This window comes from Rahnella sikkimica, assembly GCF_002951615.1.
Taxonomy (GTDB): Bacteria; Pseudomonadota; Gammaproteobacteria; order Enterobacterales; family Enterobacteriaceae; genus Rahnella; species Rahnella sikkimica.
This window is the reverse complement of the sequence record NZ_CP019062.1, coordinates 3,326,668-3,352,237: the sequence shown is the minus strand read 5'-3', so window position 1 is coordinate 3,352,237 and position 25,570 is coordinate 3,326,668. Positions and strand designations below refer to the sequence as shown.

The window sequence follows — 25,570 nt, the reverse complement described above, 5'->3', positions numbered from 1 at the left end:
CTCCTAGTGGCAATCGCTGCCGGTAGCGGGTTCACAGCAGGCTGCGACATTGCGCGGTTGCAGGTGAACGCTGACCCGGCTGCGCGCTTTACGCAGGCCGGTGAGCACCACAGCGTTGAAGATCAGCACGATAAGAATAATAAGCGCGCTCTGTCCCGGATGATCGCTGAACGTCGCCGCCTGATAGAACAGCGTAGCCAGCGAGTAGGCGACATTCAGCCCCCAGAAGATGGAGAACGTCATCCAGCTGCGGCTGGTTTCGCGGGCGATTGCGCCCATCACGGAAACACAAGGCACGTAAAGCAGCACGAAAATCAGGTAGCTGTAAGCAGAAATTGCTGAGCCAAACTTCGTGCTCATCACGCCCATTGAGCTGACGCCCATTTCGCTGTCGCCCTTGCTGGCTTCAATCGGGTTAGAAAGCACGCTGATGCTGAAGGTGTCTTTCAGGCCCTGCCAGGTCTGGTGGACTGCGCCGTTAAGTTCGCCTAACAGGTTGAAATTCGCGGCATCAAACTCTTCATTAGTGATGTGTTCGGCGGTGTACAGGGTATTCAGGGTCCCGACGACCACTTCTTTCGCCATCGCACCGGTGACCAGCCCGACGGTGGCCTGCCAGTTATCAGGATGAACGCCCATCGGGATAAGCACCGGTGTCAGCACTTTACTCACCGACGCCAGCGCGGAGTCATTAATGTTATCGACCGCCTGACCGCTGAAGGAAAAGCTGTTCAGCGCACCGATGAAAATACTGGCGATGACGATGACTTTACCGGCACGCAGCACGAAACCTTTCAGACGCTGCCAGGTTTGCAGCAGCAGGCTTTTCAGATGCGGAACGTGATACACCGGCAGTTCCATCACAAACGGAGACGCTTCGCCGCGCATGATGGTGTATTTCAGCAAAAGCCCGGTCAGGATCGCGACCACAATACCCAGCAGATACAGCGAGAAGACGATGGACGCGCCGTCCTGCCCGAAGAAGGCGGCGGAGAATACGGCGAAAATCGCCAGACGCGCACCGCAGGACATAAACGGTGCCATCATGACGGTGATCAGCCGTTCACGCGGGGCATCCAGCGTGCGGGCACCCATAATCGACGGCACGTTACAGCCGAAACCGACAATCAGTGGCACGAAAGATTTACCCGGCAGACCGAGCGATTGCATCAGGCGATCCATCACAAATGCGGCGCGCGCCATGTAACCGGAATCCTCAAGGAAAGAGAGGAACAGGTACATCATGCCGATTTGCGGAACCAGTGGCAGAACAGTGTTAATCCCGCCGCCAATACCCTGCGCAAGGAAAATCGTCAGCCACTGCGGGAAGTGCAGCGTAAAGCCAATCCACTGCACGCCCTGAATGAAAATGGCCGCAGAGCCGATATCAAAAATCGGCTGAAGTGCGCCGCCGATGTTGATCGCCAGTACGAACATCAGGTACATCACCAGCAGGAAAATCGGCACACCGAGGAAGCGGTTGAGGATCACCCGATCCAGCACTTGCGTCAGTTTATTAGGCGCGGTGAGGTGTGAATTACTGACCGCCGCGCAAAGCGACGCAATGCTCTGATAGCGCGCATCGGCAATCAGCAGGGCAGGGTCGGTCAGGTTTTGCTGCGCCAGACGCGCTTTCACTTCCGGCAATAACGCCTGCGCGCTGCCCGCGTGAGTCTGGCTGTAAATATCCCCTTCAAGGATTTGCAGCGCCAGCCAGCGGCGTTGCTGCATCGCCATGTTTTCCGGCATGGCAGCGGCCAGCACGTCCACTTCCTGTTGCAGAACCGGATGGTAGGTCACGCGTTCGAGTTTTTCGACCTGCGGAAGGGTATCGATGGCGGCTTTCAGTTCTTTAATACCGCTGGCGCGGGTGGAAACCAGCGCGATGACCGGGCAACCCAGACGGGCAGACAACGCAGGGATATCAATGTTGATGTTCTGGATTTTGGCGATGTCGAGCATGTTGAGCGCGACGATGCACGGAACGCCAAGCTCAAGCAGTTGCAAGGTCAGATACAGGTTGCGTTCAAGGTTCGAGGCATCAACCACGTTGATCATCAGATCAGCGTCGCCGCTCAGAATGTAATGGCAGGCAATTTGTTCATCGAGCGAGGTTTGCTCGGAAATCGTGGTCAGGGAATACGTCCCTGGCAAATCCACCAGCGTAATCCGATGTTCTTCTGTAGAGAAGTGGCCTTCTTTGCGTTCAACGGTCACGCCAGCCCAGTTGCCGACGCGCTGGCGGGAACCGGTCAGCTGATTAAAAAGCGTCGTTTTACCTGAGTTGGGGTTACCAATCAGGCCGATAGTTAATGGTTTCATACGTTAAGGTCTACGTGTGAGAAAGGGAAAACGCGGGGAGTCAAAGCGGCCCGCCCAAAAAAAGGTCAACATGACTACGCGGCATGATGCTGAAGATCAGGCCATCATCTCTAGCATGAGCAGGTCGAGGTCTTTCTTTCTGACCACAAGGCTGGTGCGGCGGGTTTCGATTTGTACCGGGTCACCCATCGGTGCGACGCGGATGATATTGAAGAATGATCCCGGCAGCATGCCCAGTGAGAGCAGTTTCTGGCGGTAGGCCGGGCTAATCTCATGGGAAAAGCCGGTGATTTTATAAGCACATTTTGATTTAAGTTGCATAGTTTCCTCGCGAAGCGATCCGGTAAATAGGGAGACGGCGGCAGGAGAGTAAAAGTCCTGCAGTGCCGCGCTTTCTTGCCCGGTGTTCCCACTTAACTGCGATTAGTGTGGCAAAAAGTATTGCTCAGAAATTGTCCCTGGTGCGAAGTTATCAGCCTGAAACTGACGGCGTATTGAATACGCAAAGAAGTACAAACGAAAATAGTTATCATAATTAGTACGCGTGAAGAGACAAAAGAAAAGAGGTAAACCTCTTCACGGGTATCTCCACCGCGGGACTATGCTATGCCTGTGGGGTACCTGTTTTATTGATTTACCTCAGTGATTGATTCATTAGGACTGTGTTTAAAAAGTGTCGAAAAAAAGTACATAAAAAAAGCCGCTGATTATCAGCGGCTTTCGTTTGAAAGGTGAAAACGAAAAAATTAGCGTTTTTTACCCATTGCGGCAGCGAGGGCATCGGCCATCGCATTATTCCCGGCCGGAGCCGCATTGCGGCCTGCCGGTTTGCTGGTCGCAGGACGTTTTTGCGCATCGCGGTTATTGCCGGACGCCGGTGCAGAGGAACGCCGAGCCGGGGCTTCACCCGGTTGTTCGTCCAGACGCATGGTCAGGGCAATACGTTTGCGCTGCAAATCGACTTCCATCACTTTGACTTTCACGATATCGCCGGCTTTCACCACGGTGTGCGGATCTTCGACGAATTTGTTCGCCAGAGAAGAAATGTGCACCAGCCCGTCCTGATGAACGCCGATATCCACGAACGCACCGAAGTTGGTGACGTTGGTGACCGAACCTTCGAGGATCATGCCCGGCATCAGGTCATTCATGGTTTCCACACCATCCGCAAAGGTCGCGGTTTTGAACTCAGGACGCGGATCGTGCCCCGGTTTTTCCAGCTCTTTGATGATGTCGGTAACCGTCGGCACACCGAATTTGTCGTCAGTGAATTCGCTGACTTTCAGGCCGCGCAGCGCATTGGAATCGCCCATCAGCTCTTTCAGCGCCAGTTGCGTGGCGGCCAGAATGCGTTCGACAACCGGATAGGTTTCCGGGTGAACCGTTGAGGCATCGAGCGGGTTATCGCCGTGATTGATACGCAGGAAGCCCGCGCACTGTTCAAAGGCTTTTGGCCCCAGACGGCTGACTTTCAGGAGTTGTTCGCGGTTGCGGAACTGCCCGTTTTCGTCGCGCCAGTTCACAATATTCTGCGCCATCATACGGCTCAGGCCTGCGACGCGGGTCAGCAGCGGAACCGATGCGGTGTTCAGATCCACACCCACTGCGTTCACGCAGTCTTCGACCACGGTGTCGAGTTTCTTCGCCAGCAAACTCTGGCTGACGTCGTGCTGGTACTGGCCGACACCGATGGATTTCGGGTCGATTTTCACCAGCTCGGCCAGCGGATCCTGCAAACGGCGGGCAATGGACACTGCGCCGCGAATCGACACGTCCAGATCCGGGAATTCCAGCGCGGCCAGTTCGGAAGCGGAATAGACGGACGCGCCCGCCTCGCTGACGATCACTTTCTGCGCAATCACTTTCGGGAATTGTTTTTGCAGATCAAGGAAGAAACGTTCGGTCTCGCGGGAAGCGGTGCCGTTGCCGATCGCCACGAGCTCAACGTTATGTTTGATGCACAGCGCGGCAACCTGTTGTGCCGCTTTCGCCGCCTGACCGGTATGGGGATAAACTGTGTCGATATCCACCAGTTTGCCGGTGTTATCCACAACGGCGACTTTTACGCCGGTGCGCAGACCCGGATCGAGGCCCATGGTAGCGCGCATTCCGGCCGGTGCGGCCATCAGCAAATCGTGCATGTTGCGGGCAAAAACGTTAATCGCTTCGTCTTCGGCACGTTCACGCACGGTGCCCATCAGCTCGGTTTCGAGGTGCAGCAGCACTTTGATGCGCCACGTCCAGTTCACCACCGCGCGACGCCAGACGTCGGCCGGGGCGTTGTTCAGACGCAGGCCCAGATGGTCGATAATCAGCTGTTCGGCGTAGCTTTCTTTTGGCGGTTCATCGTGTTGCGGATCGGCATTCAGCGCCAGTTGCAGCACGCCTTCGTTACGGCCGCGGAACATCGCCAGCGCGCGGTGAGAAGGCACCTGAGAAATCGGTTCATGGTGATCGAAATAATCGCGGAATTTCGCGCCTTCCTGCTCTTTGCCCTCGACCATACGGGAGGTCAGATGGGCATTTTTCCAGAGATAATCACGGACTTTCGCCAGCAGCGACGCATCTTCGGCGAAGCGTTCCATCAGAATGTAGCGTGCGCCATCGAGCGCGGCTTTGGTATCGGCGACGCCTTTTTCGGCATCGACAAATTTAGCGGCGGTGGTTTCCGGCTCGTTCTGCGGTTCATTCCACAGCAGATCGGCCAGCGGCTCAAGGCCTGCTTCAATCGCAATCTGCCCGCGCGTACGGCGCTTGGGTTTAAACGGCAGATAAAGGTCTTCCAGCTCGGTTTTGCTCAGCGTGGTGTTAATGGCTTTAGCCAGATCGTCGCTCAGTTTGCCCTGATCCTCGATGGATTTGAGGATGGTCTGGCGGCGGTCTTCCAGCTCACGCAAATAGCCCAGACGTGTGTCTAACTGACGCAACTGGGTATCATCCAACCCACCGGTGACTTCCTTACGATACCGCGCAATAAAGGGCACGGTATTACCTTCATCCAGCAGACGCACCACGGAAGCAACCTGCTCCGGGCGAACCTGCAATTCACTTGCGATAATGCGGCTCAGTTGATCATTCATAGGTCGGGTATCAGTTTTTTCGTTAGTGAGTGACGTAAATACAGGGCACCGTTATACGATTTGAAGACTGAAAATGCCAGCCGTCGGGACGATGTGCCTCACGTTTTGGGCGTTATCTGATTATTTGCCGTAGTCGATTTCATTGACGTACCACGTCGCATCGCCGATCGGTGTGGTCACCACCAGACTGTCGCCGACTTCCTTTTTCAGCAGCGCGCGCGCCATCGGGGAGTCGATAGAAATGTAGTCTTTGCGGCCAAAGATTTCGTCATAACCGACGATGCGGAAACGTTTGATGTCGCCGTCGTCGTTTTCTACTTCCACCCACGCGCCAAAGAATACTTTGCCGTCCTGTTGCGGTGAGTAATCGACGATGCGCAGTTGTTCCATGCATTTGGTCAGATAGCGGATGCGGCGGTCGATCTCGCGCAGGCGTTTTTTGTTGTACTGGTAATCGGCGTTTTCACTGCGGTCGCCCAGACTGGCGGCCCAGGTGACCTTTTTGGTGACTTCCGGACGCTCTTCGCGCCACAGGAAATCCAGCTCAGCTTTGAGTTTGTCGTAGCCTTCGCGGGTAATCAGTTTGGTCTTCATATCCTCTGCCACTGTCTTTAAAATTCTTTCGCCATTGTTTCACACAATGGCGTTGCGGGCAGTGCAGAAATTGGTCAAAAAAACTGTCCGGCTGCTACGCTTTATCTGATGGCTTTTTAGTCGGATAGTTATTATCCTTCGCCGCGCTTCTTGCGAATATTATATTCAGTAACAACTTTCGCAATATTCTGAATTTCAAAATATTTTTCTTAAATATCATTTCAGATTATGGGTCATAGGGATTAGGGGTACAGCTACAAATGGATTTACTCAGATTCTTACTTCGTTTGCCTTTTACATTGATAAAAGGCGTTCTCCGCGCGCTGGCTTTTCTTTTAAGTCTGCTCGGGCGCGTCATTAAACCTGTTGTCGGCAATATCGACTGGCGTGCGCCGGTCTGGTGGACGGCAATGTCCGGCTGGCTGAAGCGCGGATTTACGCGCCTGGAAAGCGGCGTCGATAAACACCCGAAAGCCATCAGTCTGGCGATTCTGGTGCTGCTGTGTGCAGCAGGCGCGGGCGTTTATGGCTGGCACTGGTGGTTAAACCGGCCGCAGCCGATTGAGCCTGCGCCGATGGTGTATCAGGAAACCAGCGTGCGGGTCAGTAACCCGGAAGCGATTAATTATGCCGCGCAAAAACCTGCGCCTCAGCAGGCCATATTTAATTTCAGAAATTCTGCGGCACCGCTGACAGATGTCGGCAAAGTGGTCGAAAAAGGCATTACGCTCAAACCGGCTACCGAAGGCGAATGGAAATGGGTCAGCGGTTATACGCTGGTCTTCACGCCGAAAAATCCGCTGCCGATGGGCACGAAATACGAAGTGAATTTCACGCCGGACGTTTTACTCGCACCGCAAATCAAACTGGCGACCACGCGTTACGAATTTACCGCGCCAGCCTTCGATTATCAGTCGGGCACCGCCGAGTATTATCAGGACCCGCAGGATCCACAAAAACGCAGCGCGATTTTTAACGTCAAATTCAATGCGCCGGTGGATGTGGCCAGTTTTGAGAAACAAATCTCTCTCGGCCTGACCGAAGGGAAAGCCAAAACGGAATCCAAACTCAATTATTCCGTGGTCTACGACCAGAAAAAACTCAATGCGTGGGTGCATTCCGAACCGCTGAAATCACTCGATCACGGCGGTTCTGTTCACATGACGATAGGCGAGGGCGTGAAGGCGTCGGTGGCATCAAATGCAACCACGCAGGCGCGTAACGTCTGGGTTTCCGTGCCAACGCTTTACAGCCTGGCCGTGAATGACGCCAGCGCGCAGGTGGTCGATGCCGACGGTGCGAAAGGTCAGCGTGCGCTGATCATCGGGTTCAGCGATGCGGTGAAAGATAAAGATATCCGCCGCGCCGTGAAAGTCTGGCTGCTGCCGCAGCACGATCCGAACGATTCAGACGCCGCAACCGGCCCGGACGATTACGCCAGCTGGGATGTGCAGAGCGTTGAAAATAATGTGCTGGCTCAATCCACGCCGCTGAATATTCAGCTGAACGAAGCCGAAAGCGACTATCAGCCGCAGTTCAGTTTCCGCTTTGATGCGCCCGCGCACCGCGCCATGCTGGTGGAAATCGACAATGTGCTGACGTCTTCCGGCGGTTATAAAATGCCGAAAAAAGTCTACCGCATTGTTGAAGTCCCGGATTATCCAAAGTCTCTGCAATTTATGTCGCAGGGTTCGCTGCTGTCGGTGAACGGTGACAAACAAATCAGCGTGGCCGCGCGTAACGTGCCGGGAATGCGTCTGGACATCAAACGCGTAATCCCAAGTCAGTTGCAACACATCGTGTCATTTAAAAGCCGTGAATATTCGTCGGCGGAATTTAACCGTCTGAATGACGAATATTTTACCGAGCATTTCAAATATCAGACGGCGGTGAATAACGACAAGCCGGGTGAAGTGAATTATCAGGGCGTCGATCTTTCCCGTTATCTGTCCACCGATCCGAGTTCGCATCGCGGCGTATTCCTGCTGACGCTGTCGGAATGGGATCCGAAGAAGAAAGAAGAAAAACCGGCGACCGATGACGACGGTTATCAGTATCAGGATGACGATCAGAGCGGAGACGACGCGCCGGTCGGCGATTCGCGCTTTGTGGTGGTCACCGATCTGGGGATTATTGCCAAACGTTCGCAGGATAAAACCCGCGACGTATTTGTGCAGTCAATTCACAGCGGTACGCCGGTCAGCAACGCCAAAGTGTCGGTTATCGCGAAAAACGGCGTCACGCTGCTGACACAAACCACCGGCGCTGACGGACATGTGCGTTTCCCTGCGCTGGATGTTTACACCAGCGAGCGGCAACCGGTGATGTTCCTGGTCGAAAAAGAGGGCGATGTGTCGTTCCTGCCTGCCGACCGGAATAATGACCGCGGGCTCGACTTCTCACGGTTCGATGTCGACGGTGAAATCACCCCGAACGACCCGCGCACGCTGAACAGTTATCTGTTCTCCGATCGCGGCGTTTATCGTCCTGGCGATACTTTCAACATTGGTCTGATCACCCGCGCAGCGGACTGGAGCATGGGCTTAGCCGGTGTTCCGGTACGTGCTGAAATCCATGACCCGCGCGACAAGCTGATGAGCACAGTTCCGCTGACGCTCGGTGCCAGCGGTTTTAATGAGCTGAGTTATACCACCGACGACAATTCACCGACCGGTGAATGGAACGTCTATCTGTACCTGATCGGCAAAGACAACGAATCTTCCGTGCTGCTGGGCCACACCTCGGTCAACGTGAAAGAGTTCGAGCCGGATCAGCTGAAAGTGAAGCTGCAACTGACGCCGGAACGTAAGCAGGGCTGGGTGAAACCGACGGAATTGCAGGCCAATATCGACGTGCAAAACCTGTTTGGTACGCCAGCGCAGGATCGCCGCGTGACGTCGAAACTGACGCTGCGCCCGATGTATCCGAGCTTCGACGCGTTCCCGGACTATGCGTTCTACGAGAATCGCCAGAACAGCGACGGGTTCGAAACCAATCTGGAAGACCGCACGACCGACGAGAAAGGCACGGCGAATATTCCGCTGGATCTGAAATCGTATGCCGATGCGACGTATCAGCTGCAACTGTTGTCAGAAGCCTTTGTGGCCGGTGGCGGGCGTTCAGTCTCTGCGACCGCACGGGTTCTGGTTTCGCCTTATGATTATTTGATAGGCGTGAAACCGGACGGGGACTTGGGGTACATCAACCGCGGCGCGGTTCGTCATCTGAACGTGATTGCCGTTGATCCGACCCTGAAGCAGATTGCCCTGCCTGCGCTGAAAGTGGCGCTGATTGAACAGAAATACATTTCGGTTCTGACCAAGCAGGATTCCGGTGTTTATAAATATCAGTCGAAAATGAAGGAAGTGCAGCTTTCAGAACAACCGCTTTCGCTCACCGCGCAGGGCAACGATCTGACGCTGACGACCGACAAACCGGGTGATTTCGTGCTGGTGGTGGAAGACGCGCAGGGCAAAGTGCTTAACCGCATTGCGTATACCGTCGCGGGCAACGCCAACCTCAGCCGTTCGCTGGATCGCAACGCCGAGCTGAAGCTGAAACTCAATCAGGCGGAATATCAGCCGGGTGAGGAAATCGAGGTGTCCATCAACGCGCCTTATACCGGCAGCGGGCTGATCACCATCGAGAAAGACAAAGTCTACAGCTGGCAATGGTTCCACACGGATACCACCAGTTCCGTGCAGAAAATCCGCGTGCCTGCCGGAATGGAAGGCAACGGCTACATCAACGTGCAGTTTGTGCGTGATGTGAATTCCAATGAAATCTTTATGAGCCCGCTGAGTTACGGCGTGATGCCGTTTAAGATCAGCACCAAAGCGCGCCAGAACACTCTGGAAGTGGATGCGCCGGAAGTCATTAAGCCGGGTGAAAACCTGGCGATGACTGTCATGACCGATGGCCCGCAGCAGGTTGCGCTGTTTGCCGTGGACGAAGGTATTTTGCAGGTTGCGCGCTATCGCCTGAAAGATCCGCTGGAATATTTCTTCCGCAAGCGCGAGCTGGGCGTGGAAAGTTCGCAAATCCTCGACCTGATCCTGCCGGAGTTCAGCAAGCTGATGCAGCTGGCGGCAGCACCGGGCGGTGACGGCGGCGAAGGGCTGGATCTGAACGTCAATCCGTTCAAACGCAAACGCGACAAACCGGTGGCGTACTGGTCGGGCATTACCGAAGTGAACGGCGAGAAGCAGTTTGATTATCAGGTGCCGGATTACTTTAACGGTAAAATCCGCGTGATGGCGATTTCCGTCACACCGGACAAAATCGGCAAAGCGCAGACCTCGGCGACCGTGCGCGATAACTTCATCATGACGCCAAACGTGCCGGCTATGGTCGCGCCGGGCGATGAGTTTGATGTCAGCGTCGGCGTGAGCAATAACCTCGAAGGGCTGAACGGCAAGAGCGTGGCCATCGCCGTGCATCTTGCGGTGCCGCCGCAGCTGGAAGTGGTCGGTAAAGCGGATCAGAACCTGTCGCTGGCTGAAAAACGTGAAGGCGTGATTAATTTCCGCCTGCGCGCCAAAGCCTTGCCGGGCGATGCGCCGCTGGTCTTTGAAGCGACATATGGCGATAAAACCAGCCGACGCACCATCAGCACGTCGGTACGCCCGGCCATGCCGTTCCGCACGCAGTCTGTGATGGGGCGCATGAGCGGCAGCAGCCAGACCGTCGATAACCTCCGTCAGATGTTTGATGCCTACGCGGTGCGCAAAGCCGCGGTTTCCAACTCGCCGCTGGTGCTGACCAACGGGCTTTCACAGTATCTGGCGGATTATCCGTATTACTGTTCTGAGCAGATTGTCAGCCGTTCGATTCCGATGATCCTCGAAGGTCTGCATCCGGAAATGAAAGGTTCGCTGAGTCAGGCGGAAACCAGCAAAAAACTGAAAGACATGCTGGCGATCCTGCGTTCGCGTCAGAACGACAGCGGCGCGATTGGCCTGTGGCGTTCGTCGCCGCAAACCGATCCGTTCGTCACGCCGTACGTGGTGCAATATCTGCTGGAAGCCAAAGCCGCAGGCGTTGCGTTACCGGCCGGTATGCTCAATGAAGCCAATGCGGCACTGCGCGAGCTGGCGGCAAATCAGAGTGATGATTTGTACACCCTGCGTCTGCGTGCCTGGGCGGTGTATCTGCTGACACGTCAGGGCGAAATCACCACCAGTTCACTGGCGTCGGTGCAGGATACGTTGCAACAACGCTATCCGGACACCTGGAAGACCGATCTCAGCGCGCTGTATCTGGCATCGTCCTACCGCATGCTGAAAATGGATGATGAAGCCAATACCCTGTTGCAGCCAACGTGGAAGCAGCTGAGTAAGGCGTATGACAAAGCCTGGTGGACGCAGAGTTATTTTGACCCGCTGGTTCAGGACGCGACGCGTTTGTATCTCATCACCCGTCACTTCCCGGAAAAAGTGTCTGCCATTCCGCCGCAGGTGCTGGAAAACATGGTCAAATCGCTGAAAGAGGAGCGTTACACCACCTATTCTTCAGCAATGAGCATTCTGGCGCTGGAGAGTTATTCCGCACAGGTTGCGGCGCAGGCCACGGCACCGGACGCGCTGAAAATCACGCAGATCAGCAAAACCAAAAATGTTGAACCGCAGCTGATTTCCAGCGTTCAGGGGCTGTTTGCGAAAGCCAGTTTCACCGCCGATGCGAAGGCATTGCGCGTGGAAAATGGTAACGACGCACCGGCGTGGTACGTGGTGACGCAGGCCGGTTATGACCTGGCCGCGCCGAAGAAAGCCATTTCGCGCGGGCTGGAAATTACCCGTGATTACACCGATGAGCAGGGTAAACCGGTCACGCAAATTACGCTGGGGCAGAAAATCAACGTACACCTGAAAATCCGCGCCAATTCGAAAGAAGGGCAGGATAATCTGGCGATTGTCGATTTACTGCCGGGCGGATTTGAAGTGGTGCAGCAAACGGCACCGGAACCGGAATCTGACAGCAGCGATGAAAACAGTGATGCAGCGGCTTCCGCATCCTGGCAGTCACCGCTGGCAGCCTCCGGTTCGACGTGGGCACCGGATTACAGCGATATTCGCGAAGATCGCGTGGTGATTTACGGCAGCGCCAGCACGGATGTGCAGGAGTTTGTGTATCAGATCAAAGCCACCAACACCGGCAGTTTCATCATCCCGCCGGCCTATGGCGAAGCGATGTATGACCGCGAAGTTCAGGCGCTGTCCGTCAGTGATCAAAAACTGGTGGTAGTCCCGGCAGACGAACCGGCGGTTGCTAAAAAATAATAGACCGCAGACTACGCCCCGCTGTTTTGGCGGGGCGTAACTGACGCTGAGTAGCAAGATGAACACCTTTCCTCTTTTTTTCAAAACAGCCAAACGCCTTCTGCAAAATATCGCCATGGCGATATTTTTACTGGCGCTGCTGCTTCTGGCGTGCCGCCTCTGGCCGCATCCGCCGCTTTCACTGGGGCAACCTTTTTCATCCATCTATTATGACCGGCAGGGTACGCTGATGCGCATCACGCTGGCGAATGACGACCGTTACCGCGTGTGGACGCCGCTGGAACAGGTTTCGCCGCTGGCGGTAAAAGGCCTGTTGTTACACGAAGATCGCTGGTTTTACGTCAATCCGGGTTTCAATCCGTTCAGCCTGGCGCGGGGTTTCTGGCGCAGTTATGTCGCGGGCGGAAAAATGCAGGGCGGCTCGACCATCACCATGCAGCTGGCGCGGATGCACTGGCATCTCAATACCCGCACGCCGTCGGGCAAAATCATGCAGGTTTTACGCGCGGTCCAGCTGGAGCTGAGTTATTCCAAGCACGATATCCTCGAAGCCTATCTGAACTACGCACCCTATGGCCGCAATATTGAAAGCATCGGCGCGGCCAGCCTGATTTATTTCAACAAAGCGCCGAAAGACCTGACGTTACCGGAAGCGCTGACGCTGGCCGTTTTGCCGCAATCCCCCAGTTACCGCATCGACGCTAAAACCGGCGTACTGGGCGCAGCCCTGACGCAGGCTCGCAACCGGCTTTTTGTCCGCTGGCAGGCGCATTATGCGACCGACAGCAGCCAGATTTCATTGTTCAAACTGCCGCTGGCGCTGCGTCAGCCAGAGCAAATGCCGTACATTGCCCCGCACTTTATCGAACAGCTTCGCCAGCAAAATCAGCAACTGGTTCAGACCGATAACCGTGTAGATACCACGCTGGATGCCGGTTTGCAGCGGCTGATTGAGCGACAGGTCAGCGCCTTCATCACCCGTAATGAAAGCCGTGGTATTCATAATGCCGCCGCCCTGCTGGTAGATACCCGCGACATGGGCGTGCGGGCGCTGGTGGGGTCGGCGGATTATTACAACCGCAGTATTCAGGGGCAGGTGAACGGCACGAACGCCAAACGCTCGCCCGGCTCGGCGCTTAAACCCTTTATTTACGCGCTGGGCATGGAGCAGGGCGTACTGCATCCGATGACCATCCTGAAAGATGTGCCGTCGGCGTTCGGGGCTTATGCGCCGGAGAACTTTGACCGCCGTTTTCTCGGGCCGGTGACGGCTACGGACGCCCTGAACTTCAGCCGCAATATTCCGGCGGTTTACGTCGCTTCACAGCTTCGGCAGCCGACGTTCTACCAGTTTCTGCGGCTTTCCGGCATCGCGGATATGTCCAGCGAAAACCACTACGGTCTGTCGCTGGTGCTGGGCGGTGGTGAAGTGACGATGCAGGAACTGGCAAAACTGTATGCGCTTCTGGCTAACCGGGGTGTGCTGCAACCGCTGCGGATGCAAAAGGGCGATCCGGCTGTTGCGACGCCGGTCAGGTTGCTCAGTGAGGAAGCCAGCTTTATGACGCTGGACATGCTGCGTCAGCACCGTCGCCCGGGCGATACGCTGGCTCAACAGCCTTCGTCGTTGCCGGTGTACTGGAAAACCGGCACGTCGTGGGGGTTCCGCGATGCCTGGAGCGTGGGGATTTTCGGGCCGTACGTTCTGGTGGTCTGGGAAGGTAATTTCGACAGCAAAGGCAACAATGTGTTTGTGGGCGCAGAAGCCGCCGCACCGCTGTTCTTCAACATCATCGACAGCATTAACGCCAGTTATCCCGCGTTGCAGGAACCCCGACATTCGTTTCCGAAACAGCTGAAACGGGTCGATATCTGCCTCGCCAGCGGCGATTTACCGACGCCGTGGTGCCAGCAAAAAGGCAAAACATGGTTTATTCCCGGAAAATCGCCCATCAAGGTTGATACGGTTTATCGCCCCGTCCGGCTGGATATACTGACCAGTGAAGTCGCGTGTCCGCCTTATGAAGAAAACGAAACCCGCACGGAAGTGTTTGAGTTCTGGCCGTCAGACCTGGCGAATGTGTTTGCTCAGGCGGGCCTGCCAAAACGCAAACCGCCGGTGAATCACTGTAAAGATGAGGGCGTGGACGTCAGCGGAAATCCGCCGCGCATTACGTCTCCGCTCAAAAACACGGTCTACACCCTTCGGCAATCGCAGCAAGGGCGCGACAGGATTTCGTTTAACGCGGTGACGGATGCGGACAGTAAAACGGTCTACTGGTTTGTCGATGATATTTATCTCGGCAGCTCTGCCAGCAAATCGGCCATCGACTGGCGGCCCATCAACAACGGGCAATACCGCATCCGCGCCGTCGACGACCACGGCCGTGCCGACAGCCGGTTAATCAGTATTGAGATTTTGAATTAAGACAGAAGGTCAGGCAGCGAAGACGCTGCCTGTTTTTTTTAGCGGATATCAACTTTTAGCGTAGCCGTCGCTTCGAATTCGCCAGTATCGAGTTCGCCGCCGACCAGATTTATTGGAAATGCGGTCAGGGTGACTTTTCCCAATCCGTTCTGATTCATGGGTAAAACACCTTGCGCAAAGGGCATGTAAGTTCCACCGGCATCCTGCACCACAATCCCTATATCAGCTTTGTTATCTGAAGGGCGGCGGCGTGCAATCAGGTAATATTGATTCTCAACGTCCTGCCCCTCCAGAATCATCTCTAATTTATCGTTGTTGGGGATGACCGGTAGGCCGTTTTTTGTGCAGTCATATTTGATATCAAAGGCTATGGGCCGGTAACCGTCCGGTGGCGTGTTTATTTTTGTGAAACGGCTGGCCTGAATGGTTCCGAACCTGACGGAGATAATTTCTCCCTGATTAATCTCACAGTTTTGAGGCACCGTAATGGTTCCGCTGAGATACAAAATAGCTACAGGCGATCCCAAGGGTGGCGCTGTTGTAGTTACGGTTGCCGAAGAGGCATAAACCCGGGCAATTTCAGTTCGTGGAATAGTGAGTTCGCCAATAAAAGGTGTCGTAATATAAAGGTCTATATTGCCCTGCGAACCGGTGATCAAGTTATCCTGTGTGCTCTGTTGTGCACAGATACCGGTGTTTTCTTTGTCCCAATGGTGCGTTCCGTCACTGACCGCTTTGCTGGTAGGAACTGTAACGTTGCCATTTTTAGGGATGGCGACCTGAGTCGTTACGTCGAGATGATCATTAATTTTAAAGTAGTTAGTGGTATGGCCGAGCGGGAGTGTGGTTTGAAGCGTGTACATTATCAGCACTCCATTCGCGCTTGATGCATCTGCTGCTGAACAGTTGCAGCTAATTTGATAGCTTTGCTGACTGCTGTTCATTGCCTCATTGATAATGCTACCTCGTGCATTTTCGCTGCTACTCAAGTCGCGTAAAATAGAATTTTCATAAGCCGTCGCACTACCACTCCTGGGATCACAAGTGGCAGTGCCTGCTAACACAGGTAATGCATAGAAACCTGAAAAACCTAATGTCAGTGCAAATAAAACGCTTTTTCTGAGGTTCATGTTTTTATCCTTAAAGGCATGAGGCCGTGACGGATTGCACCGACGATGCAACGGGTTTCAAATTTATGCTGGCTTTACATTGTTGGTTAGCCGCAATCCCCCACTTCACATGTAACCCCACCTGCTCATCAGTTTTTATCCCTGTGAGATAAAGAACTCCGCCATCATCGACGATGTTTTCCAGCGATTGATCTTCACTGACCGCGACAGCCCCGAAAGGCACGGCCGTGCCGTCATTGCGGACAAGTTTGATTAAGGCGCGAGCGCCTATATGGGCATCGAAATGCGCCACGACCATGGCACCTTTATTGGGAATGACTAATTCAGACGTGTTGGTCACATCCACGTCATCAGGCAGGGTCGTTGTGTCGAGAACGATACGGTTTTCGGTATAAGACGTGAGGTAAGGGACGACTGCGTAGCCACGCCAGTCCGTCCTGAGGCCAGGCAGGTTTTGTACTCTTGCACCACTCGCCCCGTTGGTATCAATTAGGGCAAATGAATCGCCCAGAGGTTGGGATAGTGTAACGCCATGAGCATGGGCGACGACGCCACCTGCAACGCCGTAACTGATTTGCTGTGAATCGCTGTCGTAGTAATAACCGGCATTCAGCGTGCCGTAGGATGACCGATAGGAAGTATTGATATTGCTGCTGTCGTTTCCGACTTGCCGGGTATGACTTTGCTGAAGCGAATAACTAAGACGATGATCGTCCAGTGCGGTTCCGCTGAGCCCGACTTGCTGGCGGGTTTCACCTTCTTTATCGTGAGTCACATTATAGGTCGCCCAACTTTGTGGCAGCCAACGGCTTAACGGAACACGAATATTCAACGCTATCTGCTGATCATTATCTTCACCGTCCAACTGACTGTAGGAATAGGACAGGTTATAGCTGATGCCGTAAAGGGTAGAGTTCACACCAAGGGAAATATTTTTCTCTTTATTGCTATCACGCCAGTAGTCTTGCTGATAAGCAGACGCATACAGACTTGCGCCTTCCCACATCGACTGATTCACACTGACCTGATATTTGCTGCGCTTATGACCCTCTTGCGTTTCGTTATCTTGCGCCTGATTCGCTTCATCAAAATCGTAGAATCCGCGGGTGGAATAACGGTAACTGGCGACGGAAAAGTTTGTGTCCGTCGTCTCGATGTTTTTAGAATACTGAACACGATAGGACTGGCCACTGCTGTTTTTATTGTTATCCAGCGTGGTTTGAGCCTGCGTGATATCGACAGAAACTGAGCCGAGAGACAGTAAACTGAACCCGACACCCGCCATTCCGGAAAGATAGTCTGGTGATAATAATGTCCCGGCATACGTGGTGATTTCATTCGAGACACCGTAAATCACCGTGCCTTGCGCGAAGTCCGGTTCTTTGTCGCCATTGTTATTTGAACGGTAGCGTCCTGCGGTGCCACTGTATTTCAGACGTCCCGGACGTTGCATCACCGGCACGGAAGAAAAGGGCTGATTAAACCTGCGTTCCGTTCCGTCGGCCTCTTTGATTGTGACTTCCAGATCGCCGCTGTAAGAAGACGGATAAAGGTCGTTAATTTCGAATGCACCGGGCGCAACATAACTTTGATAAATGATATATCCATCCTGCCGGATAGTGACTTCGGCGTTGGAGTTGGCAATTCCTCTGATCGTCGGTGCAAAACCTCGCTGGCTGTCCGGCAGCATATTGTCGTCGGAAGCTAGCTGAACTCCGGTAAATTGCAGGCTGGGGAACAGATCTCCCGGTGTGGAGCTTTCACCAATCAGGAACTGGGATTTAAGGCTTTTGATATCACGCTGAGCGTAAGTAGAAATGGCATCCCAGCTTTGTTGACCGTCGCTGCTGCTGTAGGTGCTGTAATTACGCAACCTCCATGGCCCCAGATTTAATCCGTTTTGCACATTCAGGTATTGGCTGGAATCATCGCTGCCGTTTTTATTTTTTCGCTGAGACCCTGAGAAGGCGTAGTTAGAAAACAACACAGGCACGCCGTCATCCCATTTTTTGGGGTCGACATATCCGTTGGCTTTCTGGTCCATCGCCGCCTGCGGAATGCTGATATCAAGGCGCATCCGGTTAAAATCGAATTTTGCTGCGGCGGCAGGAATATACCGAGCTAATGTATCCAGAGGGGCATCATGTTGATGATTTACCAGAGAGGGAAATGCGTCGACCCTGACGTTCATTGCCCGAAGTAAATCGGGTGTTATCTCCGGTGCCAGCGAGCCATCGGGCATCTGACCATAACGAATTTCTTGCTGGAGCACTTTATCAAGGTTGACGTAAATAGCCGTGTCGTAAACACCCGCCACCTGCGCTTTATCACCTTTGGAAAAAATCGAGAGGTCTACGTTATCACCCTGTTGCCCGTTATGTTCAAGTAACTGTGGGTCGAAATAAACTTCTTCTGCTCTGGCGGCGTCGATACTCAAAACCGTCATCGGGAAAGTACAGCTCAGTAATAATGTGAGGATATGACGCGACCGACGAACGCAGTTTCCCCGTGTTGTGGCATTCGGAGAGTTATCCATAGTCATTTTCACTGAGTTCCCTGAAGAAATTTCTGATGCAGTTAAATTGCCGGGTTAAAAAGTCGTAGAATCACAGACTTCTCTTTTCAGGTGTTGTGTCTCCGCCATAATCATTGATTGCGCTCCACTCAACGGTATTGCCAGAAAGATCGCCTGGAAGTTTCACGTTGATTTGGCTGCCAGGTGCAATCATGTCTGTATCTTTGAGCACGATATCGCCCACCGTCAGATAACTGAATACAACGTAATAAGACGAAGGGTTAGTGATGTTGAGTTGACCATTAGCGCGTGAGAACGTCAGGAGCTTATAGGCATCATAAGATTTTCCTTGTAATTTCTCAGGGCGATAAAAAAGTTTTATTCTTGTCTTAATAACTAACCTTAACTCGTTAGCATCATTTTTGGGGGTGGAAGGGATAGCGCGAACATTAATATAAAATATGGATTCTTTGTCTTGCGGCAATTCTCCTCCTGTATATGAAATACGAAGGCTGTTTTCATCATTGGCATTCAATCTAAAAAGTGGAGGTGTGACAACAAACGGGCCACGCGTCTTCCCATCCCCATTATCAATCCAGGATTGAATCAGAAACGGTTTACTTTCCGATTTGTTGCTAAGAGGTAATGACGCTTCTTTTTTATTAGCGGCATAAATTACCCGGGTGCGACCCACAAGAATCCCGCCGCCATAGCTCAGCTGAATAGAAAGGAAAAACAGAAGAGATAACTGAATGATTCGATTGATTGAATTACGCATGTGATTTTTCGATCCAGTAATGAATATGCCTTTCTTTTTTATAATAACTAAACCGGCAGGCTCCGTGACAGAGCCCGCCGGCGTCAAAGCAGATTAACGATAATCGAGGGTAACGTTGACACTTGCATCTGCCGGACCGGCAGTGATGTCATCGGGATCTTTGAACGACTGATAGTTTGCAAGCAAATTGACATCCATCGTTGCTGTTTTAATGTCATAGGTGATAGTCGGTAAAGTATTCAGCAACATAACAGCTTTTGTATTGGCATCCAGAATTTGAATACCTACGCCGTCCGCCATTGTATCGCCGAAGCTATTGCCCAGTTTCACGAGGTTAGGATGGGTTGAATCAACCGCTTCAGCCTCCAGCCATATACGGAAATGTGGAAGAGGGTCACCCTCTTTTTGTGCCACAGGGCAGTTCGCTAAAGGCAGAGTGAAAGGGATATTTGGAGACGTATCGCCAATTTCTCGAAATTGCGCTGCGGAATATGTCCCCAAAGGAACATCTACATCATTCCCCCCGTTAATGACACATGCAGTTTTAATAATCGCGCCAGAAAAGTTAATTCTTCCATCAATCGCATAGCTATTCCCGGCTAATGCCAGAAGCAACCCACTTACCATGAGCTTGTATGTCGTTTTCATTGTTGCATCCATTCTGAAATAAAACGTTGAAAGTAGTTCCGCGAAGTTTATCAGAAACTTCGAAATGCCACTGATGAATTTTCGCGGAAAATGAGTCTATCAATTGTTTTGTTTATTGAATAGTAGGCATTAGTTTTTGGCGTTACTGGCTGATCTAAATTTGTTCAGTCGCATTCACTTGAATGATCGTTGGTGAGTTTTTAATTCAATTTGCTTATAGTTTCTCAGGGTTTCACATACATTCTATATCTTTTCTGAATATATAATTAATGCGTTCGGTTTAATTAACCGATTTAATTGTATTCCAGTAGAAGGAAAGCGAGTAATAGAAATTTTTAAAGCACTAATGACGATATTCACGGGGGTTTTCAAGCGTGTCTTTTTTCATTAAAGCCCGCTTCTTATCGGATTCAGAAACTGACAGCTCGATTTTTAACCATCAGGCACAGGGGGCTCTGCGTGTTCGTCTTGGTGCTATCTCCGGTGAACCGGGCACAAAGGGCAGAAGATTGCTCTGATATTGTTGATAAATTAGGAAAAGCATATCCATTGTTACAATTTCGTCTAGAATATATACCAATAAACGCTGTCTGTTTTGATTGATATTTCTAACAATAGAGGCTTCAGGCATTCACGCCTTTGGGAGATTTACATGCAAGAAAATCACAAGATTCTGGTGGTCGATGACGACATGCGCCTGCGCGCACTTTTGGAGCGTTATCTGACTGAACAGGGCTTCCAGGTGCGTAGCGTTGCCAATGCTGAACAAATGGACCGTTTGCTGACCCGCGAGTCATTCCATCTGATGGTTCTGGATTTAATGTTGCCTGGCGAAGATGGTTTGTCTATCTGCCGCCGTCTGCGCAGCCAGAGTAACCCGATGCCGATCATTATGGTCACGGCAAAAGGCGAAGAAGTTGACCGCATCGTGGGTCTGGAAATTGGTGCCGACGACTATATTCCTAAGCCGTTTAACCCGCGTGAATTGCTGGCCCGTATCCGTGCGGTGCTGCGTCGTCAGGCGAATGAGCTGCCGGGCGCGCCTTCTCAGGAAGAAGCCGTGATTTCTTTCGGTAAGTTCAAGCTGAACCTCGGCACCCGCGAAATGTTCCGTGAAGATGAGCCTATGCCGCTGACCAGCGGTGAATTTGCCGTACTTAAGGCACTGGTGAGCCATCCGCGTGAGCCGCTGTCTCGTGACAAACTGATGAACCTGGCGCGTGGCCGTGAATACAGTGCAATGGAGCGTTCTATCGATGTGCAGATTTCCCGTCTGCGCCGCATGGTAGAGGAAGATCCGGCGCACCCGCGTTACATCCAGACCGTCTGGGGCCTGGGCTACGTATTTGTGCCGGACGGCAGTAAGGCATGAGACGAATACGCTTTTCACCGCGTAGCTCGTTTGCCCGAACACTGTTATTAATTGTCACCTTGCTGTTCGTCAGCCTGGTGACGACCTATCTGGTGGTGCTGAACTTCGCCATTCTGCCCAGTTTGCAGCAGTTCAATAAAGTCCTCGCGTATGAAGTTCGTATGCTGATGACTGACCGGCTGCAACTGGAAGATGGCACGTTGCTGGCCGTGCCGCCTGCGTTTCGTCGCGAGATTTACCGCGAACTGGGCATTTCGCTTTACACCAACTCTGCGGCTGAGGAGAGTGGTCTGCGCTGGGCGCAGCACTACGAATTCCTGAGCCAGCAGATGGCGCAACAGCTTGGTGGCCCGACGGATGTGCGCGTTGAGGTCAATAAAAATACCCCGGTTGTGTGGCTGAAGACCTGGTTGTCACCTGACATCTGGGTACGCGTTCCTCTTACCGAAATTCATCAGGGCGATTTCTCCCCGTTGTTCCGCTATACGCTGGCGATTATGCTGCTGGCCATTGGCGGCGCATGGCTGTTTATCCGCATCCAGAACCGACCCCTTGTCGAACTGGAGCACGCGGCTTTACAGGTCGGCAAAGGCATTATTCCGCCGCCATTGCGTGAATACGGTGCTTCTGAAGTACGTTCCGTGACGCGTGCCTTTAACCAGATGGCTGCCGGTGTGAAGTTGCTGGCTGATGATCGTACGTTACTGATGGCGGGTGTAAGCCATGACCTGCGTACGCCGCTGACGCGTATTCGCCTGGCAACAGAAATGATGAGTGATGATGACGGTTATCTTGCCGAGTCGATTAATAAAGACATCGAAGAGTGCAACGCTATCATTGAGCAGTTCATTGATTATCTGCGCACCGGGCAGGAGATGCCGACGGAAATCACCGATCTCAACGGTATTTTGGGGGAAGTGATTGCCACTGAAAGCGGCTACGAACGTGAAATCGATTCCGGTCTGGTTGACGGTGAATTGCTGGTGAATGTGCATCCGCTGTCCATCAAACGCGCCGTGGTCAATATGGTGGTGAACGCCGCCCGTTACGGGAATGGCTGGATCAAAGTCAGCAGCGGACGTGAGCTTCAGCGTGCGTGGTTCCAGGTGGAAGATGATGGTCCTGGTATTGAGCCGGATCAGCTCAAACATCTGTTTCAGCCGTTCGTACGCGGTGAAAGTGCCCGCACAACCAGCGGAACCGGCCTTGGACTGGCGATTGTCCAGCGTATTATTGATGCACATTCCGGGACTCTGGATATCGGGCGCAGTGACCGCGGTGGATTGAGGATCAGGGCGTATCTGCCATTACCGTTGGAGATGCTGCAGAAAGCTGCCGTAACAGTCACGGGTTCTTAAACTGGAACGGTGGAAGTTTCGGTTTTTCACGTGCGGTGATCGCTTAACGCGCTGCGCCGAAACCGACAAGAGAGGGCCAGTACGGCCCCTCTCTTGACTCTCCCCGTCTTTTTACAACCCGCGCTGTCGCTGGGTCGATGGACGTGTTCTGGTACTTCTGCTGGTGGCGCAAATTCTGGCACTTCGTGCTCCCTTCACTCGGTCTTCGAGCCTTGGGTCTCGAAGCCGCTCCGTTCAGCAGAATTTTGAGCGCGCCATATCACCATTTAAAAAAACGGTCTGAGTAGAGCTTTCGAATTACATAGTCATTGGCCGCGTTCAGAAAGCTTGCCTAACGAAGCGTTTCGAGACCTGTGGCTCGAAACCGAGTAAGGGAACCGCGCAGCGGCAAGATTTCGCGGCAATAGCTGGATTTTCTGAAACATAGCCCGCGAGCGGTAGCGCGCAGTGAAAGAGCCGGAGATTCTTAAGAGGCGCGGCGATAGGCGCCTCTTGAGGCCGGTGTGGGTGGCAACCCACGACCTTGACCTTAAGGCCAGTTTGGGAGCCAGCCCAAGTTATTAGCGGGATAAAACGCCCGCGAACGTTTTAACTCTTCCGACTCATCACATAATACTCCGCGGCTTCCTCCCGCCATCTTGGCGTCTCTGCCACATCCCACGGATTAATCAGCGTAATCCCGGTATGCGTAAACCGCTCACTGCCGTCTGTCGCCAGGCTGGCCTGATGTTGCAGGCAAATCGCCGCCAGTTGCGTTTCGCGTTCAGTCATCGCCACGTTCGCTTGTTTTGATAAAGTCGCTACGCGCGGAAAATGTAGCGCGCTGGCGGCGTCAAACGACAACAGTCGGCCCGCAAAATCCTGATTCAGCATGTCGAGCAAAGCATCGGCGAAGGCGGTTTTCGGGGCGTCTTCGGGCAAATCTTCTACCCAGACAAACAGCCCGGCGACCGTCAGACTGGTCAGATAAAGCTGAGCGGCATCCTGTGCATCCAGCCACTGGAGAACGGTCTTCTGTGGTTTGGGGCTAATCATCTCAAGGATGATGGCGGTATTGAGGATAATCATTTGGAGGGCAGCTCCAGCGGGGCGGTATTCAGGGCGGCAAAACGCTGGCGGAGCTGGCTTCCGAGGCCAAAATCAGGGGGCGTGCTGGTCAGCGCGTGCTTCAGAATTAAACGCGCCTCCTCTTCCATTGAATGGCCTTTTTTGGCGGCGGCGATACGCAGTAATTCCTTCACGTCGTCATCCAGATTGCGGACAGTCAGGGTAGCCATGTGAAACTCCGGTGAAAGCAGTGGAAGCATTGCAGTCATTCTGGAATGTGGACGGGAGGGATGCAATAAAAAAGGCGCGGAAGCCCGCGCCTGAGAAAGCAGAGATTATTGCTTAACGGTGCGGGCCTGCGCTCACCAGCGCTGCGCCTGCCGGAGTGTCCGTATATTTATCAAAGTTATCGATAAACAGCTGGGCCAGATGTTCGGCTTTTTCCTGCCACTGTTCGCGGCTACCGTAAGTATTGCGCGGATCCAGAATATGGCTGTCGACGCCCGGCAGTTCGGTTGGCACCGACAGATTGAACAGCGGCAGCGTGAAGGTTTCGGCGTCGTCGATAGTCCCGTTCAGAATTGCATCGATGATGGCGCGGGTGTTTTTCAGGGAAATACGTTTACCCGTCCCGTTCCAGCCGGTGTTGACCAGATACGCCTTTGCGCCCGCGGCTTCCATGCGTCTGACCAGCACTTCGGAATATTGCGTCGGGTGCAGCATCAGAAACGCAGCGCCGAAGCAGGCGGAGAATGTCGGCGTCGGTTCATTAACGCCGCGCTCGGTGCCCGCCAGTTTCGCCGTGAATCCGGAAAGGAAATGGTATTGCGTCTGGGATGCCGTCAGCCGCGAAACGGGCGGTAAGACGCCAAACGCATCAGCCGTCAGGAAAATGACTTTACTGGCGTGCCCGGCTTTCGATACCGGTTTCACAATGTTCTGAATGTGATAAAGCGGGTAGGAAACGCGGGTGTTCTCGGTTTTGCTGTTGTCATCAAAATCGATTTTGCCGTCGGCGCTGACCACCACGTTTTCCAGAAGTGCATCGCGTTTGATGGCACCAAAGATTTCCGGCTCCGCTTCTTTGCTCAGTTTGATGGTTTTGGCGTAGCAGCCGCCTTCAAAGTTGAAGACGCCGTCATCGTCCCAGCCATGTTCATCGTCGCCGATAAGCTGACGTTTTGGATCCGTGGATAACGTGGTTTTGCCCGTGCCGGAAAGGCCAAAGAACACCGCCACATCGCCTTTTTCACCGACGTTCGCAGAACAGTGCATCGACGCAATTCCCTGCAAAGGCAGCAGGTAGTTCATGACGGCAAACATACCTTTCTTCATTTCGCCGCCGTACCAGGATCCGCCGATAAGCTGGATGCGTTCGGTAAGGTTGAAAGCGATGAAGTTTTCGGAATTTAAGCCCTGTTTCTGCCAGTCCGGGTTGGTGCATTTCGCGCCATTCATCACAACAAAGTCAGGCTCAAAACCTTCCAGCTCGCTGTCCGTCGGGCGGATAAACATGTTTTTGACGAAATGCGCCTGCCAGGCCACTTCCGTAATGAAGCGCACTTTCAGGCGTGAATTAGCGTTCGCACCGCAAAATGCGTCGACGATAAACAGGCGTTTACCGGAGAGCTGATTACTGACCCGCGTTTTCAGTGAAGTCCAGATTTCCTGAGAAAGCGGTTTGTTATCGTTCTTACCTTTGCCCTGATCGGCCCACCACAGCGTGTCGCGGGTGGTGTCATCACGCACAATGTATTTATCTTTCGGCGAGCGGCCGGTAAAGATGCCGGTATCGACATTCACTGCGCCAAGTTCTGTCACCTGCCCGCGCTCAAAGCCCTCCAGACCGGGGGCTGTCTCTTCTTTGAAAAGAAGATCGTAATCAGGGTTATAGACGATTTCGCTGTTCTGATGGATCCCGTAACGGGCGAGTGTTTCGGCTGTGACCCCGATAGTTGTAGGCATTTCCCTGCTCCTTGAACGGAAATTTAAATCCCCCACGTCAGAAATCCGCAGGGAT

15 protein-coding genes and 1 pseudogene are annotated in these 25,570 nt (G+C 53.2%); 5 read left to right on the top strand and 11 right to left on the bottom strand.

The genetic code is table 11. The annotated features are described in order from the left end of the window. Nucleotides 1-3: 3 nt before the first annotated feature. The 4 genes from feoB to greB all read right to left on the bottom strand — a co-directional run bounded on the left by feoB (nucleotide 4) and on the right by greB (nucleotide 5,996). Complete coding sequence (gene feoB / locus BV494_RS15535) at nucleotides 4-2,322, bottom strand: Fe(2+) transporter permease subunit FeoB (protein ID WP_104923657.1); 2,319 nt, start codon at nucleotides 2,320-2,322, stop codon at nucleotides 4-6. 96 nt (nucleotides 2,323-2,418) lie between these two features. Next, nucleotides 2,419-2,643, bottom strand: a complete 225-nt coding sequence (gene feoA / locus BV494_RS15530; RefSeq protein WP_104923656.1) for a ferrous iron transporter A — start codon at nucleotides 2,641-2,643, stop codon at nucleotides 2,419-2,421. A 425-nt stretch (nucleotides 2,644-3,068) separates the two neighbouring features. Further along, nucleotides 3,069-5,402 (bottom strand): Tex family protein, encoded by a 2,334-nt coding sequence (locus BV494_RS15525; protein ID WP_104923655.1) that lies wholly within the window; start codon nucleotides 5,400-5,402, stop codon nucleotides 3,069-3,071. A 120-nt stretch (nucleotides 5,403-5,522) separates the two neighbouring features. After that, nucleotides 5,523-5,996: a transcription elongation factor GreB gene (greB, locus tag BV494_RS15520; protein ID WP_104923654.1), complete on the bottom strand. Its 474-nt coding sequence runs from the start codon at nucleotides 5,994-5,996 to the stop codon at nucleotides 5,523-5,525. Nucleotides 5,997-6,256: 260 nt separating this feature from the next. Here greB and BV494_RS15515 point away from each other — a divergent pair. From BV494_RS15515 to pbpC, 3 genes and pseudogenes are all read left to right on the top strand, one after another. After that, nucleotides 6,257-10,841, top strand: a pseudogene (locus BV494_RS15515) (alpha-2-macroglobulin family protein); the annotation flags it as partial. Beyond that, nucleotides 10,832-12,274 carry an alpha-2-macroglobulin family protein gene (locus BV494_RS26425; protein ID WP_439958390.1) on the top strand — a complete coding sequence of 481 codons (1,443 nt, stop codon included), beginning with the start codon at nucleotides 10,832-10,834 and terminating at the stop codon, nucleotides 12,272-12,274. The pseudogene BV494_RS15515 and the gene BV494_RS26425, both read left to right, overlap by 10 nt. Nucleotides 12,275-12,332: 58 nt before the next feature. Then, nucleotides 12,333-14,702, top strand: coding sequence for a penicillin-binding protein 1C (gene pbpC, locus BV494_RS15510; RefSeq protein WP_104923652.1), 2,370 nt, complete (start codon nucleotides 12,333-12,335; stop codon nucleotides 14,700-14,702). Nucleotides 14,703-14,740: 38 nt separating this feature from the next. On the opposite strand, the gene BV494_RS15505 is transcribed toward pbpC, so the two are convergent. The 4 genes from BV494_RS15505 to BV494_RS15490 form a co-directional block, all read right to left on the bottom strand. Further along, nucleotides 14,741-15,832, bottom strand: a complete 1,092-nt coding sequence (locus BV494_RS15505) for a fimbrial protein (protein WP_104923651.1) — start codon at nucleotides 15,830-15,832, stop codon at nucleotides 14,741-14,743. 10 nt (nucleotides 15,833-15,842) lie between these two features. Next, nucleotides 15,843-18,368, bottom strand: a complete 2,526-nt coding sequence (locus BV494_RS15500; protein WP_439958389.1) for a fimbria/pilus outer membrane usher protein — start codon at nucleotides 18,366-18,368, stop codon at nucleotides 15,843-15,845. A 70-nt stretch (nucleotides 18,369-18,438) separates the two neighbouring features. Next, nucleotides 18,439-19,125, bottom strand: a complete 687-nt coding sequence (locus BV494_RS15495; RefSeq protein ID WP_104923650.1) for a fimbrial biogenesis chaperone — start codon at nucleotides 19,123-19,125, stop codon at nucleotides 18,439-18,441. A gap of 93 nt (nucleotides 19,126-19,218) precedes the next feature. Next, nucleotides 19,219-19,773, bottom strand: coding sequence for a fimbrial protein (locus BV494_RS15490; RefSeq protein ID WP_104923649.1), 555 nt, complete (start codon nucleotides 19,771-19,773; stop codon nucleotides 19,219-19,221). Between the two features lie 652 nt (nucleotides 19,774-20,425). Here BV494_RS15490 and ompR point away from each other — a divergent pair. Both ompR and envZ read left to right on the top strand, forming a co-directional pair. Continuing rightward, nucleotides 20,426-21,145, top strand: coding sequence for an osmolarity response regulator transcription factor OmpR (gene ompR, locus BV494_RS15485; protein WP_009635740.1), 720 nt, complete (start codon nucleotides 20,426-20,428; stop codon nucleotides 21,143-21,145). Next, nucleotides 21,142-22,503, top strand: a complete 1,362-nt coding sequence (gene envZ / locus BV494_RS15480; protein ID WP_104923648.1) for a two-component system sensor histidine kinase EnvZ — start codon at nucleotides 21,142-21,144, stop codon at nucleotides 22,501-22,503. Before ompR ends, envZ begins: the two co-directional genes overlap by 4 nt. A gap of 588 nt (nucleotides 22,504-23,091) precedes the next feature. On the opposite strand, the gene BV494_RS15475 is transcribed toward envZ, so the two are convergent. From BV494_RS15475 to pckA, 3 genes are all read right to left on the bottom strand, one after another. Beyond that, nucleotides 23,092-23,571, bottom strand: coding sequence for a PIN domain-containing protein (locus tag BV494_RS15475; protein WP_104923647.1), 480 nt, complete (start codon nucleotides 23,569-23,571; stop codon nucleotides 23,092-23,094). After that, complete coding sequence (locus BV494_RS15470) at nucleotides 23,568-23,780, bottom strand: FitA-like ribbon-helix-helix domain-containing protein (RefSeq protein WP_104923646.1); 213 nt, start codon at nucleotides 23,778-23,780, stop codon at nucleotides 23,568-23,570. Before BV494_RS15470 ends, BV494_RS15475 begins: the two co-directional genes overlap by 4 nt. A gap of 112 nt (nucleotides 23,781-23,892) precedes the next feature. Further along, complete coding sequence (pckA, locus tag BV494_RS15465; protein ID WP_104923645.1) at nucleotides 23,893-25,515, bottom strand: phosphoenolpyruvate carboxykinase (ATP); 1,623 nt, start codon at nucleotides 25,513-25,515, stop codon at nucleotides 23,893-23,895. Nucleotides 25,516-25,570: the final 55 nt, after the last annotated feature.